The following is a 24033-nucleotide window of genomic DNA, read 5'->3' on the forward strand; positions in this document are numbered from 1 at the left end:
TCACCGCATAGACGTGCCGAAGGATCAGGCACACTATGCCAAAAAAATCAGGTGGTTGGCGACATGCCATCCGCAGCCACCTGAATAGTTACAAATCGGCGAAGAAGCGGAGTTTACGGGGTGTAAATGAGCATTCTAAGCCGATTTTTAACACAGCCTGATCGAGCGCAGTCGCTTATCAAGCGATATTTCAATGCGAATGGCGCGGCACCTCGGCACCCCGGCAACCGCGCAGGAAGTCGAAATCGCAGCCCTCGTCCGCCTGCAGCACACGTTCGATATAGAGCTGGCGGTAGCCGCCGGTCGTGGCGATCTGGTTCGATGCCGCCATGGGATCGGCTTCCGCCAGCCGCCGGGCGATCTCGGCGTCGTCGACCTCGAGATTGAGCGCGCCGCTGTCGCAATCCATCGAGATCCAGTCGCCGTTGTGGACCGCCGCGAGCGGGCCGCCAGCCGCGGCTTCTGGCGCCACATGCAGGACCACCGTGCCGTAGGCCGTACCACTCATGCGGGCATCCGAGATGCGAACCATGTCGGTGATACCCTGTTCCAGGATCTTGGGCGGCAAGCCCATGTTGCCGACTTCAGCCATACCGTGATACCCGCGCGGGCCGCAGTGTTTCAGGACCAGAATGTCGTTGACCTCGACTTCCAGGTTCGGGTCGTTGATCCGCGCCTTGTAGTCGTCGAAATTCTCGAACACCACCGCCCGGCCGCGATGCTTCATCAGCTCGGGGCTGGCCGCCGAGGGCTTGAGCACCGCGCCATTGGGCGCCAGATTGCCGCGCAGAATGCAGATGCCGCCATCTTCACGCAGCGGATTGTCCAGCGGCCGGATCACTTCGTCGTTGTAGTGTGGCGCGTCCTGCACGTTTTCCCATAGCGTCTTGCCGTTGACGGTTAGCGCGTCCTTGTGCGGCAGGCGATCGGCCTCGCCCAGCCGACGCAGCACCGCGGGTAGACCGCCGGCGTAATAGAACTCTTCCATCAGAAAGCGCCCGGAGGGCTGCAGGTCGACAATGGTCGGCGTACCGCGACCGATACGGGTCCAGTCGTCCAGCGGCAGATCGACGCCGATGCGCCCGGCGATCGCCTTCAGGTGGATGACCGCGTTGGTCGAGCCGCCAATCGCCGCGTTGGTTCGAATCGCGTTCTCGAACGCCTCGCGGGTCAGCACCTTCGACAGCTTCAGATCCTCGTCGACCATCTCGACGATGCGGTTGCCGGAGAGGTGCGCGAGTACGTAGCGACGGGAATCCACCGCCGGAATCGCCGCGTTGTGCGGCAGGGAAACGCCCAGCGATTCGGCCATGCACGCCATGGTCGACGCCGTGCCCATGGTGTTGCAGGTACCGGCGGAGCGCGACATGCCGGCCTCGGCAGCCATGAAATCGTGGATCGAGATCTTGCCGGCCTTGACCTCTTCGGAGAGCTTCCAGACCACGGTGCCGGATCCGATATCCTTGCCCTCATGCTTGCCGTTGAGCATCGGCCCACCGGTTACCACGATCGTCGGGATATCGCAGCTCGCCGCGCCCATCAACAGCGCCGGTGTCGTCTTGTCACAACCCACCAGCAGCACCACGGCATCCATCGGATTGCCGCGAATGGCCTCCTCGACATCCATGCTGGCGAGATTGCGGGTGAACATCGCCGTCGGCCGCAGGTTGGACTCGCCATTAGAGAACACCGGAAACTCGACCGGGTAGCCGCCGGCTTCGAGCACGCCCTTCTTGACGTGCTCGGCGAGCTTGCGAAAGTGCGCATTGCACGGGGTCAGTTCTGACCAGGTATTGCAGATGCCGATGATCGGCTTGCCCTGAAATTCGTGATCCGGAATGCCCTGATTCTTCATCCAGCTGCGGTACATGAAGCCGTTCTTGTCGGCGCTACCGAACCACTGGGCAGAGCGCAGCTGGCGCTTCTTCTGGGATTCTGTTTTTTGGGACGGTTTTTGGGACTTGTCCGATGAATCGCTCATTTTTCTCTCCTCGAGCCACCGTCAGTGCGGTGGCGGTCAGGGCCATCATCAAGGGTGTTCATCAACCGGTGCTATCAACGCGTGTCATCAAGAATCACAGCAAGGAAAACACCAACCACGCCAAGCCAAAGGCCATCAGCGAAATACCGATGGAGATCACCGTCCATGTCTTGAGCATGGTCTTGGTGTCGACACCGAGGAAGCGCCCGACCAGCCAGAATCCGGAGTCGTTGACGTGGGAATAGCCAATGGCACCGGCGACGATCGCGACGGTAATGCAAGCCGCCGGCAATCCGGCAAGCGTGGGATCTCCCAGCACCACCGGCGCCATGATCCCCGCCGCCGTGGTACCGGCCACCGTGGCCGAACCCTGGGCGATCCGGATCACCGACGCGATCACGTAACCGGCCAGAATCACCGGCAGCCCGAACGCCTGGAGGCTGTCCGCCAGCGCGTCGCCGATGCCGCTGGCCGTCAGCACGCCACCGAACATGCCGCCGGCACCAGTGATCAGGATGATGCTGCAGACCGGGGAGAGCGCCTGTTCGACGATCTCGTTGATGGAATCCATTGCCCCGCGTTCACTGGCACGAATGACCAGCAGCCACATGGCAATACAAGTACTGATCAGCAGCGCGATGGGTGTCTCGCCGATCACCATCAGCGCGGAAACCAGCGGGTTGTCGCCATCGATCACGCCGCTCTGACCCAGCGTCGACAGCCCCGTGTTGAGGAAGATCAGGACCAGCGGCAGCAACAGCACCAGCAGTACCGTGCCGAACGCCGGGCGCTTCTCGGGCGGGATCTCCTCGCTCTCCGCCCCCATGAAGTTCGGCACCGGCTGGAACGGCGACCGCTTGGCCAGTATCAGCGACAGCCGATAGCCCATCACGTACCAGGTCGGCAATCCGACCAGCAGCGCGACGAACAGCACCTGGCCGATGTCTGCGTGCAGGAAGACCGCCGCCGCGACCGGGCCGGGATGCGGTGGCATCAGGGCGTGCATGACCAGGAACGCACCCGCGGCCGGCAGCCCGTACAGCAGCAGCGACGCCTTGAGCTCACGGGCGACCGAGTAGATCACCGGCAGCATGACCACGAAGGCGGCATCCAGAAAGATCGGAAAGCCGAACAGCAGGCAGGCGATCGACAGACCCAGCGGCGCCCGCTTGCGGCCGAACAAACTGATCAGCGTGTCGGCCAGCACTCGCGCCCCGCCGGAAACGGCAACCAGGCGCCCCAGCACCGCCCCGAAGCCGATCAACAGCGCCACATTGCCCAGCGTCTTGCCAAAGCCGCCCAGCAATGTCGGTAGCAGATCGGCCACCGTGATGCCGGTCGCCAGTGCCGTACCGATACTGACGATGACCAGCGCAAAAAAGGGATGCAGACGCACTCGAATGATCAAAACCAACAAAATGGCGATAGCCGCAGCGGCGATACCCATCAACCCCAGCGTGGATAGACCGGCGGCCGCTTGTGTCGTGTCTTGCATGGCGTTCTCCTGACGACTGCCACGGCGTCGACTTGTCCTGCTCGCCGTGGGATGCGGCCACAGTAGCGCCAAGCATCAATAACCATGAAATACCAAAAGTCGGTAAAATCGATATCAATATGGTTATTGGATGGGCCGCATCAAGCGTAAGAACACGTGTTCGTCATACAAGCTTGTGGTTTCGACGCGACCAAAGTTGCAGGTTGCATGCCGGGACTCGTCAGCCACCGGCTCGGCGAGTCTGCTTCCAGCGATCGAACATGACCGCGAGCGACAGAATCACGCCCCATCAGGTATCTAGTCAGAACGGGGGAAAACGTTTAGCGGCGGTCTGCATGCCCCGTACGCCAGCGACCGATGCTAGCGAGTTACGGCATCGCCTGCGTTGTCGAGAAGCGATAGACAGTCTGCGAGTGATACGTTTCGTCGGGCTTCAGGATCGTCGTGGGGAAGTTCGGCCGATTGGGCGAATCGGGAAAGTGCTGCGTTTCCAGTGCCAGCCCGGAACGCTCGGTATAAGGGCGACCGCTTTTGCCCACGAGGCTGCCATCGAGGGAATTGCCCGAGTAGAACTGCATCCCTGGTTCCGTGGTGGAAACCTCGAGCACCCGGCCGCTGTTCGGCTCGATTACTCTGGCTGCCAGCGCTGGCCGGTCACCCTGCCCGGGATTCTTGCTCAGCACGAAGTTGTGGTCATAGCCTCCGGCGTAGGCGAGCTGGGTATTCTTCTGCCCCAGGCGCGCGCCGATGGCGGTTGGCTGACGGAAATCGAACGGCGTACCGCTGACATCGGCGATGTCGCCGGTGGGAATCAAGGTTTCACTCACCGGCGTGTACGCGCTCGCATTGATCATCACCCGGTGATCCAGAATGCTGCCGCTCCCCTCGCCTTGCAGATTGAAGTAGCTGTGCTGGGTCAGATTGACCGGCGTCGCGCGAGTTGTCCTTGCCCGGTAATCGATCGCCAGTTCGTTGTCGTCGGTCAGCGTGTAGCTGACTCGCGTCGAGAGCTGCCCCGGGAACCCCTGCTCGCCGTCATCGCTCGTGTAGGTGAGCACCAGACCTCGGCCCTCCGAAGACGAGAAGGGCTCGGCATGCCACAGGCGCTGATCGAATCCCGTATCGCCACCGTGCAGCGTGTTGGCTCCATCGTTGGTCGGCAGCGTGTAGGTCTCGCCATCGAGCGTGAAACGGCCGTTGGCGATACGGTTGCCGTAGCGCCCGATCAAGGCACCAAAGTAGGGGTTGGCTCGACGGTAGGTGTCGGAGAGATAATCGTCGAGCGAATCGAAGCCCAGCACAATGTCATTCATCTTCCCGTGCCGATCGGGCGTCTTCAGCGACACGATGATGCCGCCGTAGTTGATGACCCGCATCTCGATCCCGTTGTCGTTGGTGATTCTGTAGCAGTCGACCTCGCGACCATCCGGCAACCGGCCGAAGACCGAACGCTCGATGCCCGGCGGCAAGGCACCGGAGGATGGCGAATTCATCGGCATCGTCTGTGCCTGGGCTTGTAAAAAGGCCTGGCCGATCATCAGTCCGAACAGACCGATGCCTACACATCGGGAAAGGGAAAGGACATGGCGTGTCATCGCAAGCTCCTGTTTCGTTTCGGCATGACGCTTCTGGATATCATTCGTTGATGCTCGGGCCGGTCCATTATCGCCGTCGTTCGTTTACACCGTAGACTGGTCGTCACCATCTGACTATTCGAGAACTTCACGCCATGCCTCATTCCAACGTCGAACCCGTCATCGGAAAAGCGTCATGAAATCCCAGCCTCTCGATCTGCTGCCCCCGGACTGGTTCCTGCGCGTGAGGCTCAAGTTTCGCCATCTTCAGCTGTTCGTGGCCCTGGACGACTACCGCAACCTCCACCGGGCCGCGGAACGTCTGGGCATGAGCCAGCCGGCGGCCTCCAAGCTGCTGGGAGAACTCGAACACATGCTCGGCGTTTCGCTCTTCGACCGGCATTCGCGGGGCGTCACGCCCAACTGGTATGGAGAGAGCCTGATCCGGCATGCCCGCGGCATGTTGACCTCGCTGGCCCAGGCCGGTGACGAGATCAACGCGCTCAACGAAGGCAATGCAGGGACAGTGTCGATCGGCACGGTTCTGGCACCGGCGGTGACGCTACTGGCCAGCGCGGTCGAACGCGTCCATCGCGACAGCCCTCATCTCGAGGTCAATATCGACGTCGGCGTCAGCCGTAACCTGGTACCGAGACTGCGCGACGGCGAGTTCGATTTCGCCATTGCCCGCATTCCCGGCGGCATGCCGGCGGGGGATTTCGTGTTCGAGGAGATTGGCGAGGAAGCGTTGTGCTTCGTGTGTCGTGCCGGCCACCCGCTCGCGAGGGAAGACGACTTCGACCTGGCCTCGATGCTGGACTTCCCGTGGGTACTCCAGCCTCCGGGGGCGCTGATGCGGCAGCGTGTCGAGCATCTGTTTCTGCATCACAAGGTGGCGCCACCCCAACGCATCATCAACACGCCGGATATTTACATGGCACTAGCCATGGTCGACAAGTCGGATTCGATCACGGTCACGACACGCGAGGTTGCGGATCTGCTCTGCACCCAGCCGCGCTTCGCGATTCTGCCGTCTACCGATGCGCTCAGCGTGCAGCCTTTCGGTCTGATCAGCCTGCGCGAACGCCGCATGTCGCCCGGCGCAGCCAAGTTGATGAGCACGCTGCACCAGATGATCCGCGAGCGTCGGGCGCATGAATCCGGCCAGGCGAGCGCCGCATCGGCTCGCTACCGCGACGTCACGCTATGAGCCGGCTCACCACTCCAGCGCCTGCTTGACGAAGGGGATGGTCAATTTGCGCTTGGCCGACAGCGAGGCGCGATCGAGCCGCGACCCGTGCGGGCCGCGACCTGCGCCCTGGCGCGTGTAGGCGACTGGCGTGCCAGAGTTTCTATCCGCGCGACCCGTCCAGTCTGCACCTAAGCCGCTGGGCGTGCTGTTTCTATCCGCGCGGCCCGTGCAGGCCGCGACGACTGACATGCCAAACGCCGCTTATCACGCCTACGTTTCTATCCGCGCGGCCCGTGCAGGCCGCGACGATCTTCGCCGGGCGCACGGTGCCGGCCCACTTGTGTTTCTATCCGCGCGGCCCGTGCAGGCCGCGACATCGGAGTCGACCAGCACGCGGCGAGCCAGATCGTAGTTTCTATCCGCGCGGCCCGTGCAGGCCGCGACGCCCGGCTCGATATTGAGCGTGCCATCGAGTCGCTGTTTCTATCCGCGCGGCCCGTGCAGGCCGCGACGCCCGGCTCGATATTGAGCGTGCCATCGAGTCGCTGTTTCTATCCGCGCGGCCCGTGCAGGCCGCGACCATGCAGCCCAGCATTTCCGGGCGCTGGATCATGTTTCTATCCGCGCGGCCCGTGCAGGCCGCGACCCCTTGTTGTGCCGCATCGGCTCGGAGCTGGAATAGTTTCTATCCGCGCGGCCCGTGCAGGCCGCGACGACAAGCTCAAGGATCTGCGCAACACCTATGCCACCGTTTCTATCCGCGCGGCCCGTGCAGGCCGCGACAGGCGTTCCGGCCATGGTCATTGAGGGATCGATGTTTCTATCCGCGCGGCCCGTGCAGGCCGCGACCAGGGTGCGGAGGTCCCGAACCTGTGCCTGGGTGTTTCTATCCGCGCGGCCCGTGCGGGCCGCGACTCTCTTCTTCGGTCAGGTCTTTCCAAGCTGTTTTGTTTCTATCCGCGCGACCCGTGCGGGCCGCGACGGGGTCCGCTGGATACGGATCACTGCAAGCAGGCGTTTCTATCCGCGCGACCCGTGCGGGCCGCGACGAACCGGAAAGCGCTTCACGTCTAGACATGCTGCAGTTTCTATCCGCGCGACCCGTGCGGGCCGCGACTTGCGACCAGAGACGTTCACAGTCGATATGGACTGGGTTTCTATCCGCGCGACCCGTGCGGGCCGCGACCCTCTCGCATCGTCTGGCGCAAGCCAACTGACGATGTTTCTATCCGCGCGACCCGTGCGGGCCGCGACGTCCAGGGCTCGCCGGCGCCGATCACGTCCGTGTAGTTTCTATCCGCGCGACCCGTGCGGGCCGCGACATTTTCATAAGGGTGCCAGCGTACTTGCCACCCTCGTTTCTATCCGCGCGACCCGTGCGGGCCGCGACATCGGCTCGTCGGTGCGTGCCTCGATGCGCAGCGTGTTTCTATCCGCGCGACCCGTGCGGGCCGCGACTCTCTGCGACGCTGACGCTAACGACGCCGTTATCGTTTCTATCCGCGCGACCCGTGCGGGCCGCGACGCCGATACGACCTAGCGCTAAAGCGCCTCGGTGCTGTTTCTATCCGCGCGACCCGTGCGGGCCGCGACTTTGCTTTCAGGGTGGGCACGATCCCGCCCTCGTGTTTCTATCCGCGCGACCCGTGCGGGCCGCGACCAGCTAACGAGGGGCGGGAGTCATGCCCGTAATGTTTCTATCCGCGCGACCCGTGCGGGCCGCGACGGCCACCTGGCCAGAAGGGCGGGAAACCGCCGACGAATGTTTCTATCCGCGCGACCCGTGCGGGCCGCGACGGCCACCTGGCCAGAAGGGCGGGAAACCGCCGACGAATGTTTCTATCCGCGCGACCCGTGCGGGCCGCGACGCTTTGCTTTCAGGGTGGGCACGATCCCGCCCTCGTTGTTTCTATCCGCGCGACCCGTGCGGGCCGCGACCCAATGATACGGCAACGCTCAGTCGCATCGTCGAGGTTTCTATCCGCGCGACCCGTGCGGGCCGCGACCTGGAAACACCAGCAACCACCACGCAGGCGATTTGTTTCTATCCGCGCGACCCGTGCGGGCCGCGACGCGAGCATCGATGCATAGCTGTGACGCAGGTCATGTTTCTATCCGCGCGACCCGTGCGGGCCGCGACCATCGTCGCCTTCAACCCGGCCACGCTGGTCGATGTTTCTATCCGCGCGACCCGTGCGGGCCGCGACGAGGCGCATGAAAGGCGGCAAGCATTCGCTAGAGTTTCTATCCGCGCGACCCGTGCGGGCCGCGACTTCGCAGGAGCGTAGCCGTCGGCATCCGCGTCAGTTTCTATCCGCGCGACCCGTGCGGGCCGCGACGCATTCGAACCATTCCCAATCTGGGGCGACGTCAGTTTCTATCCGCGCGACCCGTGCGGGCCGCGACTGCCGCGATCTAGCCGCCACTTACATGCTGGAGTTTCTATCCGCGCGACCCGTGCGGGCCGCGACGCCCAGATTGTGTCTGGGCTTGTAATGCCGTGCTAGTTTCTATCCGCGCGACCCGTGCGGGCCGCGACTGAACTCATTGCCGGACAGCGCGTAGTCTACCTTGTTTCTATCCGCGCGACCCGTGCGGGCCGCGACCTTGGCTGGTTCATAGCCGTGGGGGATCTGACATCGTTTCTATCCGCGCGACCCGTGCGGGCCGCGACTCAGCAGCAGTTGCAAGACGAAATGCGTGCTGTTGTTTCTATCCGCGCGACCCGTGCGGGCCGCGACCAAGCACGCTATCCAGCCGACTCATCTCGTCGTTGTTTCTATCCGCGCGACCCGTGCGGGCCGCGACAATCCGACAGGAGGCCATATCGATGGCGACTCGAGTTTCTATCCGCGCGACCCGTGCGGGCCGCGACGCTGGATCTCGAGTTCGTCACCTACGATGACCCGGTTTCTATCCGCGCGACCCGTGCGGGCCGCGACAATAGCCGTAGACGATAGTGGATTCGTACCGCTCGGTTTCTATCCGCGCGACCCGTGCGGGCCGCGACCAAGCACGCTATCCAGCCGACTCATCTCGTCGTTGTTTCTATCCGCGCGACCCGTGCGGGCCGCGACAATCCGACAGGAGGCCATATCGATGGCGACTCGAGTTTCTATCCGCGCGACCCGTGCGGGCCGCGACGGTAGCCGCACCAGTCCACCCCGGCGCTAGCGGGGCGTTTCTATCCGCGCGACCCGTGCGGGCCGCGACCATCTCCTCAAGCCGCGAGCACAAGTGCGTCATCGTTTCTATCCGCGCGACCCGTGCGGGCCGCGACGTGAACCTGCAAGCGGAGCGATAGCGACGCGCATGTTTCTATCCGCGCGACCCGTGCGGGCCGCGACGCTCGATTTGTCGCCCGAGTAGATCGATTTCCTTGTTTCTATCCGCGCGACCCGTGCGGGCCGCGACACAGCATGAAAGCGCTGTTCAAGCGCCATGACGCGTTTCTATCCGCGCGACCCGTGCGGGCCGCGACCCAAACCGTTCGCTCTCTCTGGGCGGCAACGGCGGTGTTTCTATCCGCGCGACCCGTGCGGGCCGCGACTGCTCGTTTATAACTCATTGAACGATAAAACAAAATCGCTGTACATCAGCGAACCCTTACTTGATATGCAGCCTATGGAGCGCCGTTAACCACGTAAAGCGTTCGATTGCTCTTGAATCAACTTGTTAAAGAGCTGCGAACCTGGCGGGAAAGAGAGGGACACTTGAGGTTCGCAGAGGAAAAATCTTTCAGAACACGAGGGGACCATTCATATCCAGCGCCGGCTTGGCGCCAACATGTTCGATACGCTTCTGCCAGTTACGTCCGAGAAAATAGAAACGCAGACTATCGACCTCTTCATCGATCAAGTCGATCAGGCTCTGTCGCAGTCGAGCCCACTGGTCCGGTTCGACTTCGATTTCAAAGACGGAGAACTGTACACGCTGCCCGAAATCACGGCAGGCTTTCGCCACTCGTCTTAGCCGGCGTGGGCCGCCCTCAGAGGTAACGCTGACATCGTAGCTGACCAGTACCAGCATGAAGAACTCCCGATCTATTTCCAGAGAAAGGGCGGATAGGCATCGAGATCGCCGCGCAGATGACGCGCCAATAGCTGCGCCTGAAGAAAAGGCAACATGCCGATCGGCGCCTTCTCGCCAATGAAGGCGTGATTGAGCTCTTCACGCTTGCGTTCCTGATAGGCGGTCAGCACCGTCTTACGGGCCTCTTCCGTCAAGGTGACGCCACCACTTTCGGCAATGATGAAGTCCTTTTCCCGTAGCTGACGTCGATTGATCAGCGACAGCGCCAGGCGGTCTCCCAGCAGCGGCCGGAACTCCTCGGCGAGATCGAGGGCAAGGCTGGATCGCCCGGGCCGATCGCGATGCAGAAAGCCGACCGCCGGGTCGAGGCCGACGCTCTCCAGCGCCGAGCGGCAGTCGTGAGTCAGCAGCGTATAGAGAAACGAAAGCAGCGCATTGGTGCAGTCACGCGGCGGACGGCGATTACGCCCCGTAAAGCGAAACGCGTCGCTCTCATGACGAATCAATAGATCGAACACGCTGAAATAGCGCTGCGCCGCCTCCCCTTCCAATCCACGCAGCCTGTCTGTGGCGGGTTCGATCAGCAGGTCGCGTGCAATCCGGCTCATGCTCGAGCGCTCCCCTTCAAGCCGCGCCTTTTCCTCTTCCGGCAGCTTGGCACCGTAGTCGCGCAGGCCACGCGATAACACGGCGCGCTGGTTATGCACCTTGCCGATCAGCACGCCACACACGATGGCGGCACAGCCGGTTTCGTCATCGCTCACGCGATATTGCGCGCGGCGCAGCAGCACGTTGCCCGACACGGGCCCCTCGATGCGCGCCAGAAATTTACCGTAAGGTGTGAGATGGGTGATGGTCACGCCCCGCTCGGCACAGAATCCCATCAGCGGCGGTGAGACCAGCACTCGACCGAAACAGACCAGCGATTCGAGCATGTGAATCGGCAGGCGGGCGCGCTCCTTGCCTTCCACTTCCATGACGATGTTGGCGCCGTCCTTCCTGAGCCAGGCACCTTCGGTAGTGATGTAAAGCGTATTGAGCTGACGGCGCATCGGATTCTACTCATCCAGTGATTGCAACTGACGCGCCAGCCAGCGGCTCGCCGAGCGCTGCTTGCCCATTATCTGCGGCTGGCAGGCGTCGATCAGCGAGCAACGGTCGCAGCGTTTGGCCTCGTATACCGCGGGCGGCGTGCGGTTGTTATCGAACAGCGCACGGGTGCTGACGATCACATCCAACGTCAACGCCCGCAACGTCTTGTCGAAAGGCACGTCCTTGCGCCGCCGCGTCTTGCCGTAAAAAAGTGCGCCGTGTTCGATTTCCACGTTCAACATCTCTTCCAGACAAAGCGCCTGGGCGCAGAGCTGCACTTCATCGGCGCGATGCGCCTTGGGCCGCCCGCGTTTGTACTCGATGGGTCGGACGATGGTCTGCGCTTCCCGCTCATCGAACTCGACCACGTCGGCAATGCCGGTCAATCCCCATCGTTCACTGGCCAGCGGCAGCGCCATGGCGGTATGTACGCCGCGCCGACGCTCGTGGCCGAGACGGTCGGCGCGTTCATGCAAGATGCGCCCCTCGGCGGTGTAGCGGTTCTCCGCCCACTGTTGTTCGAGATGGATCAACGCACACTGGCGCGGGCAATATAGATAGTGCTGCAACGCCGAGAGCGGGATCAGGCGGACCTCGTCCTCCATGGTTTTTTATCTACAGCCGCTCTTCGACGCTGACGCCAGCCGGCAGCGCCTCGGCGTTGACCGTGACCCGATAATCGCTGTAATGCCGCGCGGGGGTATCGGCTTCGCCTTCGACCCGCTCGACTTTCACGCTGTCGAACAGCCGATGCGCCGGCGCATTGCCCATCGGGTGGTCGTGCTTGAAGACGATCAGCTTGCGCGCCGACATCTCGCCACGCGCCGCGGAGCGGTCATGCTCGAACATGTTGATCAAGGCCCGCCACAGCAGTTCGAGATCGTCTTCGGAAAAGCCGGTGCGCTCGGCGAGCTTCGCCGACACATAGCCGTGAGCCCGATAAAGCCCATAGGGAATGATGTGCTTGCGGCCCATGGTGCGCTCTTTTTCAAGGTCGCGCTCATTGGTGACGGCCATGCGGGTAATGGAGACTTCCATGGGCACGACCGGATCGATCGAGCTGGCAAAGGCCATCTGTACCGGGCCACGCACCTGGCCGGAATTGACTTCGGTGGTCATCACCGCGCCGAAGGTGCGTACATCGAAGAAGTTCTGGCACATCCAGGCGGTCAGCTCGCGCGCCTTGGCTTCATCCTTCGGCAGTTTTTTCGGCTCAGGTTTGATATCGAGCGCGTCGTAGGCCTTTTTATGCTGATTGTTAAGGACCGATTTTTCCTGCATGTAGATGGCATAACCAGCGTCGTCTTCCTTTTCCAGCGCGACGTAGTTGCGAATCTTGCGCTTAAGGCAGACATCGGTGACCAGCCCCTGATTGGTTTCCGGATCAAGCCGGGGCAGGTTGCCGGCATCAGGATCACCATTGGGATTGCCATTGGTAACGTCGAACAGCAGCACGAATTCATAACGGTTGGCGATGACGGTCATACGTCTTCTCCCTGCGTGGTTTCTTCTGATGTCGTTGCACTGTCGCGCTTGGCGAAACGCGCCTGTGACTGATGGTAATAACCGATAGCGAACCGCCCTTGATCTTCGATCTTGAGGTGTCTGGGAAAGGTATCGCCGAGACCATCGATAATGGTGCTGATCTCTTGCTCGATTCTATAGGCCAGCCCGCCATTGTCCTTCTTGCGCATATTTGACAGATGGTTCTGGGCATTGCGCAGCAGCATCGGGAAGACGCTGGCCGGCGTCGCCGACGCCGCGCCGTAGTAGCGGTCGCGAATGGTGGCGTTGACCTGGTCACCGAGGGCGCCACGCTGGGCACTTTCCAGCTCGGCGAACAGTCGTCCAAGCAAATAACCGGGATGGGTGGATTGTCGATCGAGACTCACGGGCACCTCCTGAGCATGGAAATTCGAACGCGCCGCGAGTCGCGCTTCGCGCGCGAGCACGGCCTTGCAGAGCGCCACGCGAATGCCGCTGATATCACCGTCGTTACGCAGACGCATGATGACGTTGCTCAGCAGCGCACGCGGATAGCGGCTACCGGTGAGAATGGCACGAGCCAGCTCACCGGCGAGTTGGGGCGGAATATCCTCGGCTTTCGCTTTACCATCGCGACTGGGCGCGGTGGCATACAAAAGCCGCCACATGGCCGGGCCGATTCCCTTCCAGGGTGCGGGCTCCAGCTGTAGATCACGGTGATGATCGGCATAATGGCGAGCCAGTTGGTCTAGGCGATTGACACACCAGAAGCGGATCGATAATCGCGCAGCATTAGGCGCCAGCCCGAGCACGAAGAAGCGGGTATCATCTTCTAGTGCCGGGTCGAACGAGGCTAGCGGACGGCCCTGGGCGATGCCATTCAGCAACGTCTTGAGTCGCGCGGCTTCCTGTTCGTCATTCGGTGGCTCGTTGAGCATGGCGAAGAAGCCTTCGGCGGCCTCGGCATGCGCCGCATCGCTGGCCTCGGCCCAGAACACTACAGTAGCGTCACCGATCGAGAGGCGCTGATGGTTGTCGCTATCGCCACGAAGCAGATAGTTGAGTGCCGTGGAGTAACCAAAGATGGCCGTTTTCGAGATCGAGGCATTGTCCTGCCCCTTGTGGCCGTAGGAATTGTAGGCGTCGCTGTTGAAGGAGACGAGCGAGGCACCAGATGACTGAGCACCTCTCACGCCGCGAATGGCCGGGTGGTCGGTGCCTAGTGGAGCTGTCTCACCGGTAATCAGACACTGACCGGCTGCACCTTCATCGCTGTCCAGCGCATCCCGCCAAAGACTACATGCCGACAGGTTTTCATGCAGATAGTGCTGCTGCCCATCGAGACGAAACACGATATTGGTATCCAGCACCTCTTCGCTATAGCCGGGAAGCGTGGCCAATTTCTCTGGCAACCATTGGTCGAGCAGTGCCAGGAAAGCCTGTAATTCAGGGTCATCACTGCCAGCGAACAGTGCTACCTGACGCATCTTGAACGCGGCGTGTTCATCCGCCAGCCGCTTTCCTTCACTCGCGGTCACGCCCAGCGCATAGGCGGTCTTGTCCCATAGTGGATAGGCATGAATCCCGGAAGTGCGACGCTTGTCGACCGGTACTTGCTTCGATCTTGGCCTTGGTTTCTTTCCTGACGTATCGCGCAAATCATCAATGGCAACCGGCTCACCGTCACTTGAAAATACCAGCGCATAGCTGACCTTCTCGCTGCTGAAGCCGGGTACCGGCACCTTGTCCTGAGCCGCGAGACGCCGATAGTAGTCGTTGAGTGCGGAGAGAATCATGCCAGCGCCTCCGCAAATGGCGGCACCTCGATCACGCCGTCCTTCATCCTGGCGCGAAAGAAGCGCGGCGTCTTGCCGTTGGCGAAGTCGATGTCATGGAGCATGAAACCAAGATCGCGCTCGCCACTCAGATCATCGTCTGCCGCCGGCATCTGCTCATCGGACTCGATCAACTCGAAGGCGGCCGGAAACTCCCGGGTGCCCAGGCACGGCATGTGAAAGCACTGCCCCTGGCGGGCGCGACGATTGAAGATATCGAGATGCTTGCCGGGTGTGTCGCTGTCGTCGGCGCGGGACGTGAACTCGAAGTGCGCTTCGATCACGTAGCCGACATCACGCAGAATGGTCGCGGCGCGCTGCTGGCGGTTCTGATCGACGAAATAATTGACATCATCGACACGACCCGCCTTCATCGCCTTGGACACCGTGCCTGCCGATAATTTACCGGCTACTTCGTTGCGGCGGATCGATTCGAAGCGAATCGGCTTCAGTACATGAATACGATCGATACACCAGCGAATCGCCGGCTTCCAGTGGATGGCCTCCAGAATGCCACGCGCCGCCGAAGGCGTAATCACGTCATAGGAGACTCTTTCTACCTTCATCTCTGGCCGGGTAAAGCAGGCCCGCTCCCCCCAGATATGTAGCCGAACGCCAAAACTCATGCGCCGCTCCTTGTTGTGTTCTCTAATAAATCATCGGCCGTTTCACCAAATATTTGATTCACTGGCACGAAAAGTCGGTTCGCTCCAATTCAATCCCAGCCGCTTGTCGTAGAGATCTTCATTGATCAGCACTATGAACTGCTCGCCGAACTTGTCCGGTTCGATAGCTGCAATAGCCCCAGCACGCTCCAACGCCGCGAAGCCCTGGTGCGGTACTTGCACCGTGTAAGGCTGGAGCTTACGGGCGATGCCGCCCACACCTTCGGCATAGGACAGCTCCCGGAGCGCATCCCGAGCCGTCTTGTCGAAGGGGATGATTACGGCGCGCTGAGCGTTCTCGATCATGCGGAACTTCTGCTCGAGCGTTTCGAACGGTAACCCGTCGAGGCGGCCGTGTTCGATAAGTTGCAAGAGATCGTGCCGGTCGAGCTGCTGTGGTCCCTGCTGCCAGTAGAGCAGGCGGAAGTAGGCGTCGATGGCATCCAAAGAGAGTGGATCGTCACGATGACTTCTGAGCACTTCACGGCTGACCTGGGCAAATTGCTTGAGCTCCGGCGGCGGCGCCCACTCTTCATTGGCGGTGGCGAAAATGCGCACTTCGCTGTCCGCTTTCGAGCGCTTGCCTTCCCGGTTGCAGCGCCCCGCGGCCTGAGCGATGGCGTCGAGCCCGGCCTCAGCGCGCAGCACGCGGGGAAAGTCGACGTCGACGCCGGCTTCGATCAGCGACGTAGAGACGACGCGGCAGGGCCGGCCATCCTTCAATTGCTGGCGAATCTCGGCCAGCACTTGGCGGCGATGCACGGCACACATCGATGTGGTGAGATGATAGGCACCGGGCTGTTCGGCCATCGCTTCGAACAACGCTCGTGCATGACGGCGGTTATTGACGATGCACAGCGTCTGCTCGGTAGCGAGCAGTTCGTCGCGCAGCGTCTCATCATCCAGCGTGCCAACATGGCGCACGGTGACACGCTCAAGCTGGCGATAGAGCTTCTTCGGGCAGGGCGCCAGCTCGTGCAGGTCGCGCAAGCCGCCAACGAAACTTCGTTCAGGGTCATCGGTCTCGGCCAATGCCGGCTGGGTGGCGGTGCAGAGCACGACACTGGTACGGTAGTTGAGCGCCAGCTCATCCAGCGCCGCCACGCTGGGGCGTAGCAGCGGAAGCGGCATGGTCTGCGCCTCGTCGAGAATCACCACGCTGCCCGCAATGTTATGCAGCTTGCGGCAACGCGATGTCTTGGCGGCGAACAGGCTCTCGAAGAATTGTACCGTGGTGGTGACAATAATCGGTGCGTCCCAGTTCTCGCTGTCACGGCGCAGTTTATCGATGCTGCTTCGCGTGCGTGACTGACCACTGGCGCTTCCATCGGCATCGAAAGCACTGTGATGTTCAAGCACGGCGGCTTCGCCATGCTCACCCAGCGCGCGACGAAACACCGCCGCGTTTTGCTCGACGATGCTGGTAAAGGGGATGACATAAATGACACGGTCCATGCCGTGGGCAATGGCATGATCCAGTGCAAATGCCAGCGAGGCCAGCGTCTTGCCACCGCCGGTGGGCACCGTCAGCGTAAAACGGCCGGGGGCTTTTTCGGCCTGATTACGCACATGGGTCAGTATCTCACCGCGTAGCCGATTGACGTCGCTATCGGCCTTGAATGCTGCCAGATGAGCGTTCAGCGCATCACGCAGTACATCGAGCCCAGGACCGCCGCCACGTGAATGGGGCAGACCCTTTTCATGCAGCGCATAGAAATTCTCGGTATCGATGAAGTCGGCATCGACCAGACAGGAAAACAGCATTCGGGTCAGGAAGGCGTATTGAAAGAAACCGCGATCACGGCGCAACGTGAAGTGTGCAGGTGGCCTCAACTGGGCAGGCAAAGTGAGCGCTTGCTGCCAACATGGATCGAGTTCGGGCAGGTCTGCCTTGAGCCGGTTTGTCAGCGGCGTGCGCTCACCCGCGTCGCGGCCATTGGCCAGTCCGGCGTGATGGCCGGCGATGGCATAGGCCAGCAGATGCCCCAGCGGGCCCAATCGCTCTTTGGCAACGGCTGCACCGGCCGTGGCGTGATCGACCCGGAGTGCCGCTCCTTGCAGGCGGCGTTGAAACTCATGACTGTATTTGCCTAGATCGTGCAGCAACCCGGCCGCATAAGCGGCTTCTGGCATTCCAAACCGCTCCGCGCGCTGTGAGGCTAGCTTGGCGACCGTTTCGAGATGATCGCTCAGCGTCTGCCAATCGTGCCGGTCACTAGAAGCAGTTGAGTGGGCATAGAGCATTATGATGGAACGCTTTGTATCTATTGGTAACAATTAAATACATAATGCCGATAAATACAAGCATCCAGATTCTTTTCAGCGTTACCCATCAGTTATCGTTGTGCTTCTTTCCCGCCTCCCACATCGTTCAAATCGTCAACATCAATACTCAAGTCGCTCCCCGTGCTCCAAAACACCGCTTCGGTCATCTCTGCGCAACAGGTGGCGTCCTGCTACACCGCGTCCGCCCATGCTTCGCCCGATCGCCCCGCGCAGCAAGGCGAAACCACGGAATTATCGGTGGTGGATTTACGGGCATCTCCTCGACGCCTGGCACTACCGCACGCGCGCCCCATCGGGCTGCTAGCGGCTCACCACTCCAGCGCCTGCTTGACGAAGGGGATGGTCAACTTGCGCTTGGCCGACAGCGAGGCGCGATCGAGCCGCGACAGGATCTCGAACAGCGGGTCCAGCTGGCGCGGGCCGCGATGGAGGATATAACGCCCCACTTCTGCCGGCAGTTCCATCCCGCGCACCTGCGCACGCAGCTGCAGGGCCGCCAGGCGCTGGGTGTCGTTCAGCGGCTGGGCGTGAAACACCATGCCCCAGTTCAGGCGGGAAGCCAGATCCGGTAGCTTGACCTCGAGTTGACGCGGCGAGCGGTCGGCGGCGATCACCAGTCGCTTGCCGGCATCACGCAGACGATTGAAGCCGTGAAACAGCGCCTCCTCCCAACGCTTGCGCCCGACCACCAATTGCAGGTCGTCGATCGCCAGCAGATCGAGGCGCTCCGGCTCCTCGAGAATATCCGGCGGGAAATGCCCCAGCATATCCAGCGGCAGATAGAGTGCTCGCTTGCCCCGGGCATCGGCGTTGTGGCACGCCGCCTGCAACAGATGGCTACAGCCCACGCCCTCGCTGCCCCAGAGGTAGAGGAAAGATTCCCCGCTCTCGTCGAGCTGCTTCATGAGATGCGCCACCAGTGACGCGTTGTCGCCCGGCAGATAGTTGGCGAAAGTGGCATCATCGCGTAGCCCGACGCCGAGCGGCAGTTGGGACGGCCCCGGACTCATGTCGATCCATCTCCTTGGCTCTGGTCTTGGGAAAGCGCGCCGCTGCGCGAACGATTGTAGAGCTGGCTACCACGATAGCGATGGTAGGCGTAACGGAGCAACACCATGACGACGGCAGCCACCGGCAGCGCCAGCAGAATGCCGGTGAAGCCGAACAGTTGGCCGCCGGCGAGTACCGCGAAGATCACGGCCACCGGATGCAGGCCGATCTTGTCACCCAGCAAAAGCGGCTGAAGGACGGTGCTTTCGGCGATCTGGCCAATGCCGAAAACGACCAGCACGCCAACCAGCGGCAGCCAGGTATCGAATTGGAAGAAGGCCACCACTGCGGCCGTCACGATGCCGACGATCACGCCGAGATACGGCACGATGCTGGCAAGCCCCGCCATTACCCCGATCAACAGCCCGAAGTGCAGCCCGATCACGCTCAGGCCGACCGCATAGATCACGCCCAGGCTCAGCATCACCAGCAGTTGCCCCCGCAGGAACGCCGACAGTACCTCGTCGCACTCGGTGGTCAGCGAGGTCACACGGGGCTCGATGTGCCGGGGCAGCATGTCGCGGATATATCCCTTGATCCGGTCCCAGTCGAGCAGCAGGTAGAAGGTCACCACCGGGATCAGCGCGATGTTGCCGATCCACACCGCAAAGGCGAGGCCGGAGCGAGACGCCTGGGCGAGAAACGCCGCCGCGAAGGTGCCGGTCTCGCGCCAGTTAGCCATCAGCGCATCGCGCAGCTGGTCGAAGTCCGCAGTGAAATCGATGCCGGTCAACGACTGGATCTCCGGCAGAACCGTTGCCTGCACCCAGTTGAAGATGCTGGGCAGCGCCTCGATCAGTTGCGCGATCTGACGTCCCAGCACGGGAACCAGCACCAGCACGCCGCCGATAATGATGACGCCCAGCAGCAGGAACACCACGCTGACGGCAAGGCGCCGCGACAGTCCCCGCGCTTCGAGCCAGTCGGTCACCGGGTCGCCCAGGTAGGCGAGGATCATGCTGACGAAGAACGGCATCAGGATCGGTTCCAGCAGGATCAGCAGCCAGACCGCCAGCGCCGCCCCGATCGCGCCCCAGATTTGCAGTTTTGTCATCGCGCTCTCGTCGTCCTTCGACTGCCCCCTCAATGAAGGCAATGCTACAATGCCCCCCGCTGAACATCATCCTTATTCCTTGGCTCCGCGAGAAAGGTCCTCCTATGACGCGCTCCTCTTCCGATACCCCGAACGCGCCCCGTTCGCCCGGCTCCCAGTCTCTTACCTACCGAGACGCCGGTGTCGACATCGATGCGGGCAACGCGCTGGTCGAGAGAATCAAGGGCGTCGCCAAGCGCACCTCGCGGCCGGAAGTCATGGGCGGGCTCGGCGGTTTCGGCGCGCTGTGTGAAATTCCCAGCGGCTACCGCCAGCCGGTGCTGGTCTCCGGCACCGACGGCGTCGGCACCAAGCTGCGCCTGGCTATGGACCTGGGACGTCACGACACCATCGGCATCGATCTCGTCGCGATGTGCGTCAACGACCTGGTCGTCGCCGGTGCCGAGCCGTTGCAGTTCCTCGACTACTACGCTACCGGCAAGCTGGATGTCGATATCGCCGCCGACGTGGTCACCGGCATCGGCGAAGGCTGCAGCCAGGCGGGTTGCGCGCTGGTCGGCGGCGAGACCGCGGAAATGCCCGGCATGTACGAGGGCAGCGACTACGATCTGGCCGGCTTCTGCGTCGGCGTGGTAGAAAAATCCGAGATTCTCGACGGCAGCAAGGTCGGTGAAGGCGACGTGCTGCTGGGGCTCGCCTCTTCCGGCCCGCACTCCAACGGCTACTCGCTGATCCGCAAGATTCTGGAAGTCGGCGGCGGCAAGCTCGACGACACCCTGGAAGGCAAGCCGCTGGCCGACCTGCTGATGGCGCCGACCCGGATCTACGTCAAGCCGCTGCTGTCGCTGATCCGCTCCAGCAGTGTCGACGTTCACGCGCTGTCCCATATCACCGGTGGCGGCCTGCTCGAGAACGTGCCGCGCGTGCTGCCGGAACATCTGGCCGCGCGGATCGACGTCAGCCGCTGGCGGCGGCCCGCCGTGTTCGACTGGCTCCAGCAGCAGGGCAACGTGGAAGAGCGCGAGATGTACCGCGTGCTCAACTGCGGCATCGGCATGGTCGTGGTGGTTCCCGCCGACCAGTCCGACCAGGCCATCGCCCATCTCGAGACCGCCGGCGAAACCGTCCATCGTCTGGGCGAGATCGTCGGCCGTAGCGCCGATGAAGAAGCCGTGCAACTGGAGAACCTGCCGGCATGAGCGGTGACTATCCTTCACAGCAGCACGACACGCTGAACGACTTCGAAGCCGCCGCGGCCGAAAAGCCGCGGGTCGTGGTACTGATCTCCGGTAACGGCAGCAACCTGCAGGCACTGCTGGATGCCCAGGAGCACGACGAACTGGGCGGCGGCGAGATCGTCGCCGTGGTTTCCAACAAGGCCGATGCCTATGGACTCAAGCGCGCCCGGGATGCCGGCGTCGATGCCGTCGCCCTGCCCCACCGCGAGTATGACTCGCGCGAGGCATTCGATGCCGCGCTGATCAAGGTCATCGACCGCCACGAGCCCCATCTGGTGGTGCTCGCCGGCTTCATGCGCATCCTGACGCCCGCTTTCGTCGACCGTTATCGCGGACGCATGCTCAACATTCACCCGTCGCTGCTGCCCGCCTACCAGGGGCTGGACACGCACCGGCGCGCACTGGCCGACGGTGTCGCCGAGCATGGCGTCAGCGTGCATTTCGTCACCGAGGAACTCGATGGCGGGCCGGTGGTGATCCAGGCCGTGGTCAATGTCGAACCGGACCAGGATGTCGACGCGCTGATCGAAAAGGTCCATGCCCGCGAGCATCTGATCTATCCCATCGCGGTGCGCTGGTTCCTCGAAGGCCGTGTCAAATTGTCGCCCGATGGCAAGGTGACGCTGGACAACGTGCCACTGCCCCCGACGGGTCTGCGCATGTCCCATGCCGACGCCGCCGAAGAGCTGGACGAAGATCTCGACGACTGATCGCCGGTAAGCTGTTTTTTCCCTCGTCGGCGCTCCCGGCGCCGACGATCTCCCCGCTGCGGACGCTACCCGCGCTTGCCCAACCGCCAATCTTTGCCAGACTGACATCATGCTTTCGTTCGGCACCTCGTGCCGGATGAATCGTTTCCGTCGATGAAGGTTTCAGCACGCAAGGAGGAAAAGCGATATGGATTATCGTCCGCTAGGCAATTCAGGATTGATGGTATCGACGTTGACGCTGGGCACGGTGCCCTTCGGCGGCGCCAACGGTTTCGAGAAGGCCGCTAGCGTCGACGTCAAGGGGGCCAAGAAGCTGCTCGATATCGCCTTCGATGCCGGCGTCAACCTGGTCGACACCGCCGATCTCTACTCGCTCGGGCTGGCGGAAGAAATTACCGGCAAGGCGCTGGGCAGCAAGCGCGACGACATCATCCTCGCCACCAAGGGCCGAAGCCCGCTGGGCGATGACCCCAACGCTACCGGCGCCTCGCGCTACCACCTGATTCGCGCCGTCGAGGCCAGTCTCAAGCGGCTGGGCACCGATCACATCGACCTCTACCAGCTGCACAACTGGGATGGCGTCACTCCCATCGAGGAGACGCTCGAGGCGATGCATCATCTGGTCGCCAGCGGCAAGGTACGCTATTGGGGCACGTCCAACTACACCGGCTGGCAAATGATGAAGACGCTCGGCAAGGCCGAGGCGCATGGCATGATCAAGCCGATCAGCCAGCAGATCTACTACACGCCGGAGTCCCGCGAGGCGGAGTACGAACTGATGCCGCTGGCGCTCGATCAGAACGTCGGCTCGCTGATCTGGGGACCGCTGGGCGAAGGCTTCTTGACCGGCAAGGTCCGCCGGGGCCAGAAGACGCCGCCGGATACCCGTCAGGGCAACGGGTGGCCGGAACCCTATATCCACGACATGGAACGGGCCTACGACATCATCGAGGCGCTGGCCGCCATTGGCGAAGCCCATGGCTGCTCCATACCCCGTGTCTGCCTGGCATGGCTGAAGGATCGCCCCGGCGTCACGTCCCTGATCGTCGGTGCCCGCACCGAAGAGCACCTGCGCGACAACCTCGCCGCCGCCGATCTGACGCTATCCCCGAAAGAGCATCAACGCCTGGAGAAACTGACTCGCCCGGCACCGCTCTATCCGTACTGGCATCGCGTGGTTTCCGGCATGGATCGCCTGGACCCGGCAGAAAAGCCGTTTCTGGATGGCTTCAGCGAGACGATCCAGAACCGCAACGACGACCGCTCGGCCTGAGCGTCGAAGCGTAACGCAAGACGGGGCGCCATCAGGCGCCCCGTCTCGTATCAACCGCGTCGCTATCAGAATCTGTTTACGATCTCGCGAGCTAGAGCCACGATTTGGATAATTCGGGGCGAAAACGCTTTAGGGCGCGGAGCTTGGGGCTAAATGAGCATTCCGAAAGTGTTTGACTCGCTTCGCTCGCCCTATGGGCCAGCCTCCGGCTGTTATCTCCGCTGCGCTCCGGCTCAACAATGTTTGGCCGACGCGCAGCAGATCGTAGACGGGTTCTCAGGTGCGCGGCAACGTGACCCCACGCTGCCCCATATACTTGCCACCCCGGTCCTTGTAGGAAACGTCGCAGACCTCGTCGGATTCCAGGAACAGCATCTGCGCCACACCCTCGTTGGCGTAGATACGGGCCGGCAGGTTGGTGGTGTTGGAAAATTCCAGCGTCACGTGACCTTCCCACTCCGGCTCCAGCGGCGTCACGTTGACGATGATGCCGCACCGCGCGTAGGTCGACTTGCCCAGGCAGATCGTCAGCACGCTGCGCGGGATGCGGAAATACTCCACGGTGCGCGCCAGGGCGAAGGAGTTGGGTGGAATCACGCAGGCATCGCCCTTGACGTCGACGAAGCTCTTCTCGTCGAACGCCTTGGGATCGACCACCGCCGAGTGGATATTGGTGAACACCTTGAACTCGTCGGCGCAGCGGACATCGTAGCCGTAGCTGGACGTCCCATAGGAAATGACGCGCTGGTTGTTCACGTGACGGACCTGATCGGCCTCGAACGGCTCGATCATGCCTTCCTGCTCCGCCATACGGCGAATCCACTTGTCGGATTTAATGCTCATGCAGGCGTCCTTGAGACTGAGACTGACGTCGTCACGACGTCATCTATTCGTTGGGCCGAGGAAAACGGGAGCGATCTGATCGGGGCGACATGATAGCGGCCCAATTTCATTAAGGAAAAGAAAAAAGGAAAGGAAACGACGCCCCCCCATGCCGCAAACGTCGCGCGGGGCATGGCGAGTGGTCATGCCCTGCGCGATCGGGAATAGCCTGGGTAAGAACCGAAACCG

General features: G+C 62.1%; 17 protein-coding genes, 1 pseudogene and 1 CRISPR repeat array. Of the genes and pseudogenes, 4 read left to right on the top strand and 14 right to left on the bottom strand.

Annotated elements, in window-relative coordinates:
- Positions 1-190 precede the first annotated feature (190 nt).
- The 3 genes from R3F72_RS16350 to R3F72_RS16360 form a co-directional block, all read right to left on the bottom strand.
- Complete coding sequence (locus tag R3F72_RS16350) at positions 191-1981, bottom strand: IlvD/Edd family dehydratase (RefSeq protein WP_303854155.1); 1791 nt, start codon at positions 1979-1981, stop codon at positions 191-193.
- 94 nt (positions 1982-2075) lie between these two features.
- Complete coding sequence (locus tag R3F72_RS16355) at positions 2076-3476, bottom strand: GntP family permease (protein ID WP_332780193.1); 1401 nt, start codon at positions 3474-3476, stop codon at positions 2076-2078.
- A 368-nt stretch (positions 3477-3844) separates the two neighbouring features.
- On the bottom strand, positions 3845-5071 hold the full coding sequence (locus R3F72_RS16360) for an aldose epimerase family protein (protein ID WP_332780194.1): 1227 nt from the start codon (positions 5069-5071) through the stop codon (positions 3845-3847).
- 175 nt (positions 5072-5246) lie between these two features.
- On the opposite strand from R3F72_RS16360, the gene R3F72_RS16365 reads away from it, so the two are divergent.
- A complete protein-coding gene (locus tag R3F72_RS16365) occupies positions 5247-6260 on the top strand; it encodes a LysR substrate-binding domain-containing protein (protein WP_303854151.1) in 1014 nt (337 codons plus the stop codon).
- A 6-nt stretch (positions 6261-6266) separates the two neighbouring features.
- Here the strand turns inward: R3F72_RS16365 and R3F72_RS18665 are convergent.
- The 10 genes and pseudogenes from R3F72_RS18665 to R3F72_RS16410 all read right to left on the bottom strand — a co-directional run.
- Positions 6267-6338: pseudogene (locus R3F72_RS18665) on the bottom strand (HdaA/DnaA family protein); the annotation flags it as partial.
- A gap of 178 nt (positions 6339-6516) precedes the next feature.
- Positions 6517-9792: direct repeats of the CRISPR family, unit length 33 nt; unit sequence GTTTCTATCCGCGCGACCCGTGCGGGCCGCGAC.
- A 188-nt stretch (positions 9793-9980) separates the two neighbouring features.
- Complete coding sequence (gene cas2, locus R3F72_RS16370) at positions 9981-10271, bottom strand: CRISPR-associated endonuclease Cas2 (protein WP_087718762.1); 291 nt, start codon at positions 10269-10271, stop codon at positions 9981-9983.
- Positions 10272-10285: 14 nt separating this feature from the next.
- Positions 10286-11326, bottom strand: a complete 1041-nt coding sequence (gene cas1c, locus R3F72_RS16375; protein WP_332780195.1) for a type I-C CRISPR-associated endonuclease Cas1c — start codon at positions 11324-11326, stop codon at positions 10286-10288.
- Between the two features lie 6 nt (positions 11327-11332).
- The gene (gene cas4, locus R3F72_RS16380; RefSeq protein ID WP_332780196.1) at positions 11333-11971 is read right to left on the bottom strand and encodes a CRISPR-associated protein Cas4; all 639 of its coding nucleotides are present in this window, start codon (positions 11969-11971) and stop codon (positions 11333-11335) included.
- A 10-nt stretch (positions 11972-11981) separates the two neighbouring features.
- Entirely contained in the window at positions 11982-12851 is an 870-nt protein-coding gene (cas7c, locus tag R3F72_RS16385) for a type I-C CRISPR-associated protein Cas7/Csd2 (protein ID WP_332780197.1), read from the bottom strand.
- A complete protein-coding gene (gene cas8c, locus R3F72_RS16390) occupies positions 12848-14647 on the bottom strand; it encodes a type I-C CRISPR-associated protein Cas8c/Csd1 (protein WP_332780198.1) in 1800 nt (599 codons plus the stop codon). Before cas8c ends, cas7c begins: the two co-directional genes overlap by 4 nt.
- Entirely contained in the window at positions 14644-15312 is a 669-nt protein-coding gene (gene cas5c, locus R3F72_RS16395) for a type I-C CRISPR-associated protein Cas5c (protein ID WP_332780199.1), read from the bottom strand. The genes cas8c and cas5c overlap by 4 nt, the downstream gene beginning before the upstream one ends.
- Positions 15313-15354: 42 nt before the next feature.
- Positions 15355-17595, bottom strand: coding sequence for a CRISPR-associated endonuclease Cas3'' (locus R3F72_RS16400; RefSeq protein ID WP_332780200.1), 2241 nt, complete (start codon positions 17593-17595; stop codon positions 15355-15357).
- A 350-nt stretch (positions 17596-17945) separates the two neighbouring features.
- A complete protein-coding gene (gene hda, locus R3F72_RS16405; protein ID WP_303855369.1) occupies positions 17946-18647 on the bottom strand; it encodes a DnaA regulatory inactivator Hda in 702 nt (233 codons plus the stop codon).
- Positions 18644-19741, bottom strand: coding sequence for an AI-2E family transporter (locus R3F72_RS16410; protein ID WP_332780201.1), 1098 nt, complete (start codon positions 19739-19741; stop codon positions 18644-18646). Before R3F72_RS16410 ends, hda begins: the two co-directional genes overlap by 4 nt.
- A 104-nt stretch (positions 19742-19845) precedes the next feature.
- Here R3F72_RS16410 and purM point away from each other — a divergent pair, with 104 nt between their 5' ends.
- The 3 genes from purM (at position 19846) to R3F72_RS16425 (ending at position 22962) form a co-directional block, all read left to right on the top strand.
- Entirely contained in the window at positions 19846-20940 is a 1095-nt protein-coding gene (purM, locus tag R3F72_RS16415; protein WP_332780202.1) for a phosphoribosylformylglycinamidine cyclo-ligase, read from the top strand.
- On the top strand, positions 20937-21689 hold the full coding sequence (purN, locus tag R3F72_RS16420; protein WP_332780203.1) for a phosphoribosylglycinamide formyltransferase: 753 nt from the start codon (positions 20937-20939) through the stop codon (positions 21687-21689). Before purM ends, purN begins: the two co-directional genes overlap by 4 nt.
- Before the next feature lie 187 nt (positions 21690-21876).
- On the top strand, positions 21877-22962 hold the full coding sequence (locus R3F72_RS16425; protein WP_303855361.1) for an aldo/keto reductase: 1086 nt from the start codon (positions 21877-21879) through the stop codon (positions 22960-22962).
- 276 nt (positions 22963-23238) lie between these two features.
- On the opposite strand, the gene dcd is transcribed toward R3F72_RS16425, so the two are convergent.
- Positions 23239-23805 (bottom strand): dCTP deaminase, encoded by a 567-nt coding sequence (gene dcd / locus R3F72_RS16430; protein WP_087718745.1) that lies wholly within the window; start codon positions 23803-23805, stop codon positions 23239-23241.
- Positions 23806-24033 lie beyond the last annotated feature (228 nt).

Origin of the sequence: Salinicola sp. 4072 (assembly GCF_036663415.1) — a bacterium.
Lineage (GTDB): Bacteria > Pseudomonadota > Gammaproteobacteria > Pseudomonadales > Halomonadaceae > Salinicola > Salinicola salarius_A.